This is a genomic window from Pseudomonas sp. FME51 (assembly GCF_014897305.1).
Genome location: NZ_JABUYN010000003.1, coordinates 251,405 through 264,583, shown reverse-complemented (window position 1 = coordinate 264,583; position 13,179 = coordinate 251,405). Strand labels below are relative to the sequence as shown.

Annotated in this window: 12 protein-coding genes; 4 read left to right on the top strand and 8 right to left on the bottom strand. The window is 59.7% G+C overall.

The window, feature by feature from the left end; translation table 11 throughout:
* Together lysA and lptM are read right to left on the bottom strand one after the other, a co-directional pair.
* Window positions 1-1,254 carry a diaminopimelate decarboxylase gene (lysA, locus tag INT39_RS07775; protein ID WP_193073393.1) on the bottom strand — a complete coding sequence of 418 codons (1,254 nt, stop codon included), beginning with the start codon at window positions 1,252-1,254 and terminating at the stop codon, window positions 1-3.
* Between the two features lie 8 nt (window positions 1,255-1,262).
* Window positions 1,263-1,409, bottom strand: a complete 147-nt coding sequence (gene lptM / locus INT39_RS07770; protein WP_193073392.1) for an LPS translocon maturation chaperone LptM — start codon at window positions 1,407-1,409, stop codon at window positions 1,263-1,265.
* A 94-nt stretch (window positions 1,410-1,503) separates the two neighbouring features.
* Between lptM and cyaY the strand changes: the two genes are divergently transcribed.
* Window positions 1,504-1,839, top strand: coding sequence for an iron donor protein CyaY (cyaY, locus tag INT39_RS07765; protein ID WP_193073391.1), 336 nt, complete (start codon window positions 1,504-1,506; stop codon window positions 1,837-1,839).
* An 80-nt stretch (window positions 1,840-1,919) separates the two neighbouring features.
* On the opposite strand, the gene INT39_RS07760 is transcribed toward cyaY, so the two are convergent.
* Window positions 1,920-2,159, bottom strand: a complete 240-nt coding sequence (locus tag INT39_RS07760) for a TIGR02647 family protein (RefSeq protein ID WP_193073390.1) — start codon at window positions 2,157-2,159, stop codon at window positions 1,920-1,922.
* 172 nt (window positions 2,160-2,331) lie between these two features.
* On the opposite strand from INT39_RS07760, the gene INT39_RS07755 reads away from it, so the two are divergent.
* A complete protein-coding gene (locus INT39_RS07755; RefSeq protein ID WP_193073389.1) occupies window positions 2,332-2,994 on the top strand; it encodes a glutathione S-transferase family protein in 663 nt (220 codons plus the stop codon).
* Between the two features lie 131 nt (window positions 2,995-3,125).
* Here INT39_RS07755 and INT39_RS07750 read toward each other — a convergent pair whose 3' ends face one another.
* From INT39_RS07750 to INT39_RS07730, 5 genes are all read right to left on the bottom strand, one after another.
* Window positions 3,126-3,644, bottom strand: coding sequence for an Hcp family type VI secretion system effector (locus INT39_RS07750; RefSeq protein WP_193073388.1), 519 nt, complete (start codon window positions 3,642-3,644; stop codon window positions 3,126-3,128).
* Window positions 3,645-3,955: 311 nt separating this feature from the next.
* Window positions 3,956-5,863: a beta-ketoacyl synthase gene (locus tag INT39_RS07745; RefSeq protein ID WP_193073387.1), complete on the bottom strand. Its 1,908-nt coding sequence runs from the start codon at window positions 5,861-5,863 to the stop codon at window positions 3,956-3,958.
* 251 nt (window positions 5,864-6,114) lie between these two features.
* Window positions 6,115-7,302: an osmoprotectant NAGGN system M42 family peptidase gene (locus INT39_RS07740; RefSeq protein WP_193073386.1), complete on the bottom strand. Its 1,188-nt coding sequence runs from the start codon at window positions 7,300-7,302 to the stop codon at window positions 6,115-6,117.
* A 19-nt stretch (window positions 7,303-7,321) separates the two neighbouring features.
* Window positions 7,322-9,067 (bottom strand): N-acetylglutaminylglutamine synthetase, encoded by a 1,746-nt coding sequence (gene ngg, locus INT39_RS07735; protein WP_226944608.1) that lies wholly within the window; start codon window positions 9,065-9,067, stop codon window positions 7,322-7,324.
* Window positions 9,068-9,069: 2 nt separating this feature from the next.
* Window positions 9,070-10,842 (bottom strand): N-acetylglutaminylglutamine amidotransferase, encoded by a 1,773-nt coding sequence (locus INT39_RS07730; protein ID WP_193073385.1) that lies wholly within the window; start codon window positions 10,840-10,842, stop codon window positions 9,070-9,072.
* 265 nt (window positions 10,843-11,107) lie between these two features.
* Between INT39_RS07730 and INT39_RS07725 the strand changes: the two genes are divergently transcribed.
* Window positions 11,108-11,569 carry a MarR family winged helix-turn-helix transcriptional regulator gene (locus INT39_RS07725; protein WP_193073384.1) on the top strand — a complete coding sequence of 154 codons (462 nt, stop codon included), beginning with the start codon at window positions 11,108-11,110 and terminating at the stop codon, window positions 11,567-11,569.
* A gap of 128 nt (window positions 11,570-11,697) precedes the next feature.
* Entirely contained in the window at window positions 11,698-13,158 is a 1,461-nt protein-coding gene (gabD, locus tag INT39_RS07720; RefSeq protein WP_193073383.1) for an NADP-dependent succinate-semialdehyde dehydrogenase, read from the top strand.
* Window positions 13,159-13,179 lie beyond the last annotated feature (21 nt).

Genomic DNA, 13,179 nt, shown 5'->3' with positions numbered 1-13,179 from the left:
TCAGGCCTCGGGCAGCAGCGACTCGCCTGCGAACAGCTCGCTGACCGTTTCACGACGGCGGATCAGGTGCGTTGCAGCACCATCCACCATCACTTCAGCCGCCCGCGGACGGGTGTTGTAATTGGAACTCATGACAAAGCCATAGGCCCCGGCGGAACGTACCGCCAGCAGGTCGCCCTCGGCGAGTGCCAGTTGCCGATCCTTGCCGAGAAAGTCGCCGGTTTCGCAGACGGGACCAACCATGTCCCATGCCAGAGCTGGCACGTCGGTACGCGGCTGCACGGCATCGATACCCATCCAGGCGCTATACAGGGCTGGACGAATCAGATCGTTCATAGCCGCATCGATGATGGCGAAGTTCTTGTGCTCGGTTGGTTTCAGCAGGTTGACCTGGGTCAGCAGCAGACCGGCATTGGCTACAATCGAACGGCCTGGCTCGAACAGCAGGGTCAGGTCTCGGCCGGCGACTTTCTCGCGCACCTTGGCCAGATACTCGCCCGGCGTCGGTGGGATCTCATCGTCATAGGTCACACCCAGACCACCACCCAGATCCAGGTGGCGGACCTGGATGCCTTCGGCGGCCAGATCATCGACCAGCAGCAACATGCGATCCAGCGCATCAATCAGGGGGGTGTCATCGGTCAATTGGGAGCCGATATGACAATCCACACCATGCACTTCCAGGTTCGGCAGCTCCGCCGCCCGACGGTACACGGTGGGGGCCATGGTGATGTCGATACCGAATTTGTTTTCTTTCAGGCCGGTGGAAATGTAGGGGTGAGTACGAGCATCTACGTCCGGGTTGACCCGCAGGGATACCGGCGCTTTCACACCCATTTCGGCGGCGACCTTCTGCAGACGCTCCAGCTCGGCGGTTGATTCCACGTTGAAGCATTTGATACCGACCTGCAGCGCGCGGCGCATTTCCTCTTCGGTTTTGCCAAGCCCCGAAAACACTACCCGCGCCGGATCGCCACCGGCAGCCAATACCCGCTCCAGCTCACCGCCGGACACAATATCGAACCCGGCACCGAGGCGAGCCAGCACATTGAGCACCGCCAGATTGGAATTGGCTTTTACTGCAAAGCAGACCAGATGAGGTTGGCCGGCCAGTGCAGTATCCCAGGCAAGAAAGGCCTGCTCGATGGCGCGGCGCGAATAGACGTAGCAGGGTGTGCCATACTGCGCAGCGATAGCGGACAGGGCAACGGCTTCGGCATGCAGTTCGCCGTTCTGGTATTCGAATTCACTCATGAAATATTTCAGTTTCCGGTAGGTTGCTGGTTCAGTTCTTCGCGGGCCGGATCGACCGGCTGGCCGGCTGTCTCTTCAGGCATGTACAGAGGGCCCTTCTGGCCACAGCCGGCGAGCATGAGAAGCATGAAGAATGCCGCTATGGATCTTTTCATGATGGAATCCCAGTTGATAAACGGACAATATCCGGCAGTATACCCAGCCCGGCAGTCCGGCGCACCTCGCGGCAGAAGTAGGATGAACAAGGCAATGCAAGACTTGAGTGAAAGCGAATTCAACCACCAGGTTGATCTGATTCAGGATCGCATCGAGCAAGCGCTGGACGCTGCCGATCTGGATCTGGAGATGGAACAGGCTGAAGGATCACTGATACTGATGCTCGCGGCAGGCCCGCGGTTGGTGATCGGCCGGCAACCGGCCTCACGAGAACTATGGGTAGCGACACCGGACGGCACGCTGCACTTTGGCTACCATTCAACGCAGGGCTGGATCTATGACAGCGATGGCGAGCCGCTGAGCACGGTGCTGCAGCAGGTGTTGGGCGATCTTACAGGCGATGAAATCGAACTGGATCTGGACGACTGATGCTTGTACCACTACCGCTGTGGTGGCATGGCCGCTCATGAAATCGAGCGGCAGTCCATTGAGGTTGTTTCTTTACTGATTTACTTGGCGCGCAGAATGGTCACCAGCGCCTGAGCATGTTCGGCGGCTTCCAGTCCGAGGCTGGTCAAATACCCGCCATCATCCATGGTAGTGAGCCCTCGCTGATACAGTCGCGCGGCAGTTTCCACCGTAGCGGCTGACGCTTCCTGTTGATGAATCTTGAGCCCCGCCTGTGTATTGGCGAGATTGTACTGAGCCAGCAGATTGATATCGTCGATTTCTTCGGGAGTCAGTGACATGGGCAGTACCTTTTCTGATAGACGGTAAACTACTCTCGCAGTCTAACCACGCGGTGTCAGGGTGGCAATGCGACCATCCACCCCGGCGAAATTCACGGCGGTGATGTACTGGACGTATCCTCGCTTTCTGATTGAAACTGACGCTCTTCAAAAACAAGACGGATAAAAAATAATGCTCAGACTTCACGGTTTTGCAGTCAGCAACTACTTCAATATGGCCAAATTAGCGCTGCTGGAAAAAGGCGTGGATTTTGAAATCAATACGGTGCGCGGCAGTCAGGACGCCGAATTTCTGGCCATGAGCCCCCGCGGCAAGGTGCCGTTCCTGGAAACCGAGCAGGGCTTCATCAGCGAAACCAACGTCATCCTCGAATACATCGAAGAGACCCAGGGCGGAAAATCACTGTTGCCGAGCGATCCTTTCGCACGGGCTACCGTTCGGGCACTGGCCAAGGAAGTTGAGCTGTATATCGAGCTGCCGGCCCGCAGCTGTTACCCCGAAGTCTTCTTCGGCGGCAAGGTAGAACAGAACGTGAAGGACAAGGCCAAAGTGGAACTGCAAGCCGGTATCGCCGCCCTGCGCCGGCATGGCAGTTTTTCTCCCTACGTTGCCGGCAGCGAGATGACCATCGCCGACATCCTGTTCCTCTTCAGCATCGACCTGGCACAGGCCGTGGGTAAGAAACTGCTCGGTATCGACCTGCTGGGCGACTGGCCAGAGGCGCAGGCCTTGCTTGAACTGCTGAGCCAGAACCCCAACGTGCAGCGTATCGAAGCGGACAAGAAGGCGGAAATGGCGGCCTTTATTGCGGCCATGTCTGGGCAGGGTAAGTAAGCAGGAGCTTGGATCCCGCCCCGCCCCGTCATCGCTTTACTCGCTACGTTTTCCAGAGAGTCCTTTCATTTGATACGAAAAAGCCAGCGGCCGGAAACAACCGGCCGCTGACCATCAATCCCTGCAGGTGCTTATGCAGAGATCGGGGTGCGCCAGTCGTCAGAACCGGAGGTGCCGGACACTTCGTGGGTCCAGACGATCTTGCGGTAGGTGAAGTAGACGTCTTCCAGGTGGGTGAAGTGCGACAGGTTGGGATCCTGGCAGTTCGGCATGCGTGATTGCACGTCAACGATGATGGCGTCATGCAGCTCGATGGTGAAGTAGTGCTCCTGAGTGCCAGTGGAGGAAGTGCGGTACCACTCCAGACGGCATTTGTTCAGGCGCTCACCGGAGGTCAGCGAGTTGAAAAGCAGCGGTGAGGACTTGTCGAAGACCTTGGTGATCATCAGCGGTTTGTGAACGCGCTGCCCTGTCGGCTGGCCGGATTGCGGATCGCGGGGGATGATGACCTGATGATCGAAGGCCTGAACCAGGATCTGGTCTTCGTGACCTTCCTGGAAGATGTTGCCGACGGAGTCTTCAGTGAAGGTGCCGGCGGTGATGAGGCCTTGTTTGGTGCCTTCGATAGTCAGATACGCGGGTGTTGGCATGATGCTCTCCTTGCCTGGATTGAGTGGATCGCAGCGATCCGGGAACCAGTATCAGTACAAGGGGCGTGCCAGGAATGTATAAACCGTTTTGAATCAGCCGGTTATGTGAGTTATGAACTCAATGGGTCGCGCTGCTGTGATGTACGTCACATTAAATTGCGCAAGAAGTTGCGCAGTGCTGTGCAAGTTCTTGCGCATATGCCTGTAGCCCTTTTCAACCAAGGGATACAGGACAGTATCAACAGAGTTATCCACAGAGCGCTGCGCCACAAGTTGCGCAAAAGCTGCTCCGGGCAAAGGCCGGAAAAAACTCAGTCCAGCATGTCCGAGAAGCGCTGATCCTTCTTGAATATCAGCGGCTGACTGAATCCCGGGATGCGCATCTGCTCGGCGCTGATCTCGATATCGCTCTCGTCGATCATGTCCTTGCCGAAGTTGTAGATCACATCCAGTTGCCCCTGCAGTGCGCGCTGCTCGTAGGCAGCGGCGACTTTGCGGGTTTCTTCGCGGCGAATTTCATAATCGGCGAAGCGTTCTTCGCCGTACCGCTTGCGCAACATGCGCTCGACCGGCTGTGGCCCCAGCACCACCGCGCTGGAGTTGTTGCCACCAAACCCCTTGGAGTTGATGAAGCATACCTCCAGCGGGTTATCGCCGCGAGGCACGTCGGTGGTGCTGAAGCGCAGATGTTTCTGATGGACATCATCGGCAATGCTGTCGATGGTCTTGATGCCCGGCAGGATCTGGTATTTGAAGGTGCCTAGGGCAGAAGCCAACTGGTCGGCACTGGCGCTGGCCAGGGAATGGCCGACGAACGCTTTGACCGCAGCCACCGGCAGCTCATCGATGCCGAAGGCGGCAGCCACTTCATCAATCAACACTGACTCGGTTACCCGATTGGCCGGGGTGCTGGAGCCATGGGCGTGTACGAAGCTACGTTGGCGTACAGCGTCGGGACCGAGGATCTGCATGGCGCTGTGCACAGACTTGGCCATGGTCAGGTAGTTGCCTGGGCCGGGAGCTGAAATGGATTTCTTGAAACCATCAGCGCCGACAAATACATCGGGCACGGCGCCATGAATATCAGCACCCAACTCCATTGCCAGCTCATCATCCATGAGCATGAAGAACTGACCGGATTCGGCCAGAGTGAAACCGCAGTTCTGGCTGAATGGGCGACTGGCGCGGCGGAAGTCCACATCGTCGCGGCCTTCGATATTGCGCAGTCCTTCCTCGGTAGCCAGCGCGCTCATGGCGCCGTAGCCCTCAATGCACTCCTGGGTAATCGGCGCTTCGCTGCTGCCGACCAGCACCACGCGGGCGCGGCCGCTGCCAATCATTTCGATGCCTTTCTGCAGGTTGTACAGGAAGCTGGCACAGGCGCCGGTGATGGCGCCGGTGGTGCCGACACTGCCCAGCACGTAGGCGTTGATGAAGTCGGCGGGCATGCTGTTAAGCCCCAGCGCCAGCTGTTTAGCACTGACCCGGTGGCCTTTGAGGCGCGATTGCATCAGGCCGCCGAAGCTGTATTCATCCAGCTGGCTCATGATGCTGCTGGCAAAGACGGCAATTTCATCTGGCTCGACATGATCGAGAATGTGCTGCCAGGGCAGACCGGTGGAATGCAGTGCGTCAGCCGCTGCGACGATGGACATCTGCAGGCCGCGTGGATGGAAGCGCGAGTTGTATTGTTCACCGGGCTCGAAGCCGGTAGGCAACTGGCCGGCGGACTTGACCGCCATGGAACGATAACTGTCGACTTTCAGTTCGCAGTCACTGGCGATGGTGACACGCACTTCACCGCCCTCCAGCACGTCGATACTCCAGCCGGCAGGAAGCGGTTCTGGCAATTGTTTGGCCAGGGTGATGAAGGACAAGGGATGGCCTGTTTCCAGACCTACGGGCAAAACCTTGTGCCAATGCGCAGCATCCACATCCAGGTGGCGTTTTTCGATACGGCGCACCAGAGTGCCGTCGAGTATCTGCTGGCCGAAGCGCTGCTCGATCTCCGCTGGGGTCAGCTGTCGGCCAGCCTCGTCCAGATAATGATCATTCTCTGCACGTACCAGATTCATCAGCACGGCCAGACCAGCCAGCGTTTCCTGACGCTCGGCAGCGGGCAGAGATTCGATCACGGTACGCCGAAAGCCATGATGAAACGAACTGCGGCCGGCGGCGTTATATCCACCGAAACCGACAATGACTGGTAAACGCGACATCAAGCAAGACTCCTCGCTGTTTCGCTGCATGGGCTCTGGCGCTTACTGGGCCGGAGCGGGCTGAAAATCCTGACGACTACATATAAGAGTAGCGCCAAAAGACCAGCAGGCATCGAATTGGGTTTGATTGCATAGGCAGACGAGGAATGTAACCCGATGGTCACGTTTAGACTAGGGTGTTCTCGCACGAAGAGGCTTCTGATACGTGCATGAGGCCTTGTCAGAAGCCGTCCTCTGACGGTACCAGCAACCTAATCCTGTTCTTTGTCACAGGCAAATATCTGCTCCAGTGGGGGCAATGGCGTTTCGCCTGTGAGCGGCATATCGGCGTCGGTCTGTAGATGGAAGTTTTCCAGCGGCGCACTGTCGCGATCATCGTGTTCGAACACCGGTGGGCTGAACATATAGGCGAGCATCAGGCGCGTGAGGGCTTCCAGGCTGTCGCGGTGGGTACGCTCGTAACCGTGGGTGGCGTCGGTGCCAAAGGCGATCAGCGCCACGCGGGTATCGTTACCGGCACGCACCGCCGATTCTGCGTCACTGTGGTAATAGCGGAAGATATCCCGTCGCACCGGGATCTCGTCACGGGCGCACAGATTCAGCAGATGGCGGGTCAGGTGATAATCATAAGGTCCGCTTGAATCCTGCATGCACAGGGTCACGGTGTGCTCGGTGGAGGTCTGACCCGGTGCCACTGGGGCAATGTCCACGCCAACGAATTCACTGACATCCCAGGGCAGAGCGCCTGCGGCGCCCGAGCCGGTCTCCTCGGTGATGGTAAACAGCGGATGACAATCCAGCGGCAAGGGCTCGCCACTTTCCACAATGTGTTTGATTGCAGTGAGCAAGGCGGCTGCGCCGGCCTTGTTGTCCAGGTGGCGGGCACTGATATAGCCGTTGTCAGTGAATTCCTGCAGTGGATCGAAGGCGACAAAATCACCGACCGCTATGCCTTCGGCTTCAGTCTCGGCCCGGCTGGTGCTGTGGATATCCAGGCGCAGCTCGATGGTGTCCCAGTTCACTGGCAGGGTATCGACCTCGGTATTGAAGGCGTGTCCGGATGCCATCAGCGGCAGTACGCTGCCCCGAAAGCAGCCCTGTTCGGTGAACAGGCTGACTCGGCTGCCCTCAGCGAAGCGGCTGGACCAGCAGCCGATGGGCGTCAGTTTCAGGCGGCCATTGTCTTTTATATGACTGACCATGGCGCCGATCGTGTCCAGATGGCTTGCGATGGCGCGGTCGGGTGAGCCCTGGCGGCCCCTGAGCGTGGCGCGGATGGTGCCGCGCCGGGTGAGCTCATAGGGCACGCCCATGGCGTCAAGATGTTCGGCGACATAACGCACTATGCCGTCGGTGAAACCGGTGGGACAGGGGATGGCAAGCATTTCCAGCAGTACCTGTTGCAGGTACTGCATATCGGGTCCGTGGCTGGGTTGCATGAGTCCTCCTTTGTGTATGTCAGGGCTGACTGAGCGGAAACAGCATATCAATGAAACATTCGGCTGTCGGGCGTGGCTCATGGTTGGCCAGGCCGGGGCGCTCGTTAGCTTCGATGATGACGTAGTCGGGTTGGTCGACGGCGGGAACCAGCAGGTCCATGCCGACCATGGGGATGTCCAGCGCGCGGGCGGCGGCGATGGCGCTGTCGCGCAGAGTCGGGTGCAGTTCGTCGGTGACGTCCACCAGCGTACCGCCGGTATGCAGATTGGCGGTGCGGCGCACCTGCAGGTGCTGGCCGGCGGGCAGTACGCTGTCCAGGGTGAAGCCTTCGGCTTCCACGGTGCGGCAGGTTTCTTCATCCAGCGGGATGCGGCTTTCACCGTCGGTGCTGGCCTGTCGGCGGCGGCTTTGTTTTTCGATCAGCTCACGGACAGTTTTACCGCCGTCGCCGCAGATCTGGGCCGGCCGACGAATGGCGGCAGCGACCACCTGATAATTGATCACCACCACCCGCAGGTCTTCACCCTCGTGGAAGCTTTCCAGCAACACACGACTGTCAAAACGGCGGGCCGCCTCGATGGCCTGCTCCAGGGTTTCCGGGTCGCGGATGTTCACTGCCACGCCGTTGCCCTGCTCGCCGTTATCCGGCTTGACCACCAGCGCACCATGCTCTTCGAGGAAGACGGCGTTGGCTTCCGGGTCGGCAGCCAGACGGTAGACCGGTGTGTGCAAGCCGTGGCGTTGCAGGCAGCGATGGGTGAGCTGCTTCTGTTGGCACAGAGTCATGCTGACGGCCGTGGTCAGATCGCTCAGGGATTCGCGACAGCGGATGTTGCGGCCGCCCTGGGTCAGGGTGAACAGTCCAGCTTCGGCATCATTGACGGTCACTTCGATGCCTCGGCGCTGGGCTGCCCGAGTGATGATGCGCGCATAGGGGTTGAGCCCTTCGTCCTGCTCCGGGCCGAGAAACAATGCCTGATTGATGCTGTTCTTGCGCTTGATGGTGAAGGTGCGCAATTGGCGGAAGCCGAGCTTGTGGTACAGCGTCTTGGCCTGAGTATTGTCATGCAGCACCGACAGGTCCAGATAAGCACTGCCGCGGCTCATGAAGTATTCCACCAGGTGCCGCACCAGCATCTCGCCGACACCGAAGCGCTGGGTCTTGCTGTCCGCGGCCAGACACCAGAGGCTGGAGCCCTTGTCGGGGTCGTCATAGGCACGGGCGTGGTTCAAGCCCATCACCGTACCGATGATCTCACCGCTGTCGGCATCCTCGGCCAGCCAGAAGTCCGGCCCTCCGGACTCCCGTGGCGTCAGGCGCTGCGGGTTGACCTGGACCATGCCATTGGACAGATACAGGGTATTGATTGCCTGCCAGTCCGCATCGTTTTGCGGACGGCGGATGTGAAAGCCGCGCATGCCGTTGTGCGCTGGGCGGTAATTGCTGAACCACAGGCGCAGGGTGTCGGAAGGGTCAAGGAACAGTTGCTGCGGCGCGAAGGACAGCACCACATGTGGGTCGGCAACATAGAGTGCGATATCACGCTCGCCCGGCGTTTCCTGCAGCAGCGTATCGGCCAGCCGTTGCGGGTCCTTGAAGGTATGCCCGATCAGCAAGCGACCCCAGCCACAGTCGAGGGTGACATCGCGCAACTCTTCGGCAGGGGGCTGGCCCTGCTGGGCATGACCGGCCTGCAGCCGCTCCCAGGTGGGCGTCTGGCCGCGCTTGAGGCGTTGTTGTTCCGGTGGCATCTGTCGACTCATGATCACACCCCTTGGGCGTCGAGCCACAGGTCCAGCACCGCCAACTGCCACAGCTTGGAGCCGCGCAGCGGGGTGATGTGCTCCGTGGGCTTGAGCAGCAACGTATCGACGTAATCACTGTTGAAAAGTCCACGTGCCTGGGCGCGACTACCGGTGAGACTCTCGCGCACCCAGTCCAGCGTGCTGCCCTGCAGATACTTCAATCCGGGCACCGGGAAATAGCCTTTGGGGCGGTCGATCACGGCAGCGGGAATGATCTTGCGCGCCGCCTCCTTGAGTACGTACTTGCCATCGCCGGGCAGCTTGAAGCGGCCGGGGATACGTGCGGCCAGCTCCACCACTTCATGGTCGAGGAAGGGCACCCGAGCTTCCAGCCCCCAGGCCATGGTCATGTTGTCGACCCGTTTGACCGGGTCTTCCACCAGCATCACCGTGGTATCCAGCCGTAGCGCCTTATCCAGACCATGTGTGGCGCCGGGACCGGCAAAGTGCTCGCGGACAAACTCACCAGCATAGTCCTGCTGCGCCCAGCCCGGCTGCACGGTGTTGCGGTACTCAGCGAAGTCCCGATCCATGAACGCCTGTTTATACGCGGCCACCGGATCCTCCGCCTGATCGACCGGTGGATACCAGTGGTAGCCGGCAAAGATCTCGTCGGCACCCTGACCGCTCTGTACCACTCGGCAATGTTTGGACACCTCCCGGGACAGGAGGTAGAAGGCGATGCAGTCATGGCTGACCATGGGTTCGCTCATGGCCGCCAGGGCCTCGGGTAAGTTGCTGATGATGTCCTGCTCGGGAATCATCAGTTGATGATGGTCGGTGGCGTAATGGTCGGCGATCAGGTCGGAATAGAGAAACTCATTACCGGCCTCGCCGTTGACGTCGGCAAAGCCGATGGAGAACGTCTGCAGGTCGCGGGCGCCGGCTTCGTCCAGCAAGCCGACCAGCAGACTGGAGTCCACCCCGCCGGAGAGCAGCACGCCAACATCCACCGCCGCTAGGTTGCGCCGCTTCACCGCCGCACGCAGGCTGTCGAGCACACGCTCCTGCCAGACTTGAAAGGGCAAGTCATGTTCATCGGTGCGGGTGCCGTATTCCAGACTCCACCAGCGTTGCTGCTCGCGATTGCCCTTGGCATCGATACGCAGCCAATGGCCGGGCGGCAACTTTTCCACACCGTTGAGAATGGTCAGCGGCGCCGGCACCACCGAGTGAAAGGATAGATAATGATTGAGCGCCACCGGATTGATGCTGGTATCCAGATCGCCGCCGCGCAGCAAAGCCGGCAGGCTGGAGGCAAAGCGCAACCGTTTATCCGTAGCAGACAGATAGAGGGGCTTGATGCCGAGGCGATCACGGGCCAGAAACAGACGCTGACTGTCGCGCTCCCAGATAGCCAGGGCGAACATACCGTTGAAGCGCTCCAGCATCTGCTCGCCCCAGGCATGGTAGGCCTTGAGCACCACTTCGGTATCACCATCGGAGAAAAACCGGTAACCCAGCGCTTCCAGTTCACCGCGCAGAGCGGGGTAGTTGTAGATGGCACCGTTGAACACCAGGCTCAGACCCAGCTGCGGATCGATCATGGGCTGGCCAGAGGCATCGGCCAGATCCATGATCTTCAAACGCCGATGACTCAGCGCCACCGGGCCGGCGGACCACACGCCGGCGGCATCCGGGCCGCGATTGATCATCTGACCGGTTATCCGAGCCAGTGCCGCCAGGTCCGGAGTTTGCCCGTCAAAGCGAAATTCTCCCGCCAATCCACACATCGATTACTCCTCTCTGTGGTTGGGTCGTCAGGGCGACCTACAATGAACAATAGTTTGAGGTAGAAGTTATTTGCAGATTTCTATCGGTCAGTTACTTGGAAACCACTGACACGGTTTGGTTTAAAGGTTTTTTGACTGGAAGCAATGACTGCGGGTACTGTCGCGACCGCGATGCGCAGGGATTGGGTGAGGATTCGTCCACACCCTGCGGTTTATGGCAAAATGCATACTCACTGATGACGTTGTCTGCCGGGAGCTACACAACATGATGCACGATTTGTATCTGGCCCTTCGGCGGCTGCAGCGCGCCACCGAGATTCACGCCAAGCGCCTTGGCCGTCACAGCGGCCTGACGCCGATCCAGCTGCTGATTCTGCACAGTATCCAGGCGATGGGTGAAGGCACGCTCGGCACATTGGCCAAGCAGGTCAGCGTGTCTCAGGCGACCCTCAGCACCATCATCGACCGTCTGGAAAACCGTGAGTTGCTCAAGCGGGTGCGCAGCCTGAGCGACAAACGCAAAGTACACCTGGCCCTCACCGAGAAGGGTGAAGCAGTGATCCAGGCCGAACCGGCGCTGTTGCCCGGTGCCTTTCTCGAACGTTTCGGCAAACTTGCCGACTGGGAGCAGTTGATGCTGCTGGCCAGCCTGCAGAGGGTGGCCGGATTATTCGAGGAAGGGCAGCAATCTTCTCATGTGCTGATGGATGACGAGCCGCTGGTATAGTCAGGGCAAGGCTGCTCCCACAAAGCCCACCCCATCTTGTCTGGACAGCGTTTCCGCTTTAGCATGTTTGAAATTTCAAACGCTGATGTGGCAAATGCGTGACGCCATTTCTGGACAGGAGAACTTCCATGGAACTGCAATCGTTCGAGCTGTTTCGCCAGCAGGCATTCATCGACGGTAGCTGGTGCGAGGCCGACCACGGCCAGCGTGTCGAGATATTCAATCCGGCCAGCGGTGAGCGCTTGGGCAGCGTGCCTGACATGGGCACTGATGAAACCCGCCGCGCCATCGCGGCGGCCCAGGTGGCGCAACCCACCTGGCGTCGGCGTACGGCCAAGGAGCGCGCGGTCATTTTGCGCCGCTGGTATGAACTGATCCTGCAGCATCAGGAAGATCTGGCGCGGATCATGACTGCCGAACAGGGCAAACCGCTGGCTGAGGCTCGCGGCGAGATTGCCTATGCCGCCTCCTTTATCGAGTGGTTCGCCGAGGAAGCCAAGCGGGTCTATGGCGATCTGATCCCCGCCCATCAGGGCGACAAGCGCATTCTGGTGCAGAAGGAGCCGGTCGGTGTGACGGCGGCCATCACGCCGTGGAACTTCCCCTCGGCGATGATCACCCGCAAGGCCGGCCCGGCGCTGGCAGCAGGCTGCGCCATGGTGCTGAAACCCGCACCACAGACGCCTTTCTCCGCGCTGGCGCTGGTTGCACTGGCAGAGCAGGCGGGTTTGCCGGCGGGCTTGTTAAGTGTTGTCACTGCTGGAGTGGATAATGCGCGGGCGGTGGGCGGCGAGTTGTGCGCTAATCCGGTGGTGCGCAAGCTGTCCTTTACCGGCTCCACCGCTGTGGGTATTCAGCTGATGCAGCAGTGTGCGCCGAGCTTGAAGAAACTGTCGCTGGAACTGGGCGGCAACGCGCCCTTCATCGTCTTCGAAGATGCCGATCTGGACGAGGCGGTGGAGGGCGCGATGATCTCCAAATACCGCAACGCCGGCCAGACTTGCGTGTGCGCCAACCGGATCTACGTGCAGGATGCGGTTTATGACGCCTTCGCCAAGAAGCTTGCTGCGGCGGTGCGCCGGCTGGAAGTGGGCGATGGCATGCGCGAAGGCGTCACCACCGGACCGCTGATCAATGCCGAAGCCGTGAGCAAGATTCAACGCCATCTGCAGGATGCGCTGGATGGCGGCGCGACCCTGCTCGCCGGTGGCAAGCCCCATGCCTTGGGCGGACTGTTCTTCGAGCCGACCATCTTGACTGGAGTCGACAGCAGTATGCTGATTGCCCGCGAAGAAACCTTCGGCCCCGTGGCGCCGCTGTTTCGCTTCGATGATGAGGCCGATGTGATCCGTCAGGCCAATGACACCGAGTTTGGTTTAGCCGCGTACTTCTATGCCCGCGACCTGAGCCGGGTGTTCCGTGTCGCCGAGGCGCTGGAGTACGGCATGGTGGGTATCAACACCGGCCTGATCTCCACCGAAGTGGCGCCCTTTGGCGGTATGAAAGCCTCGGGCCTGGGGCGTGAAGGCTCGAAGTACGGTATTGATGAGTATCTGGAAATCAAATACCTGTGTCTGGGTGGTATCTGATCCGCCGGTGCGGGTAGCTTT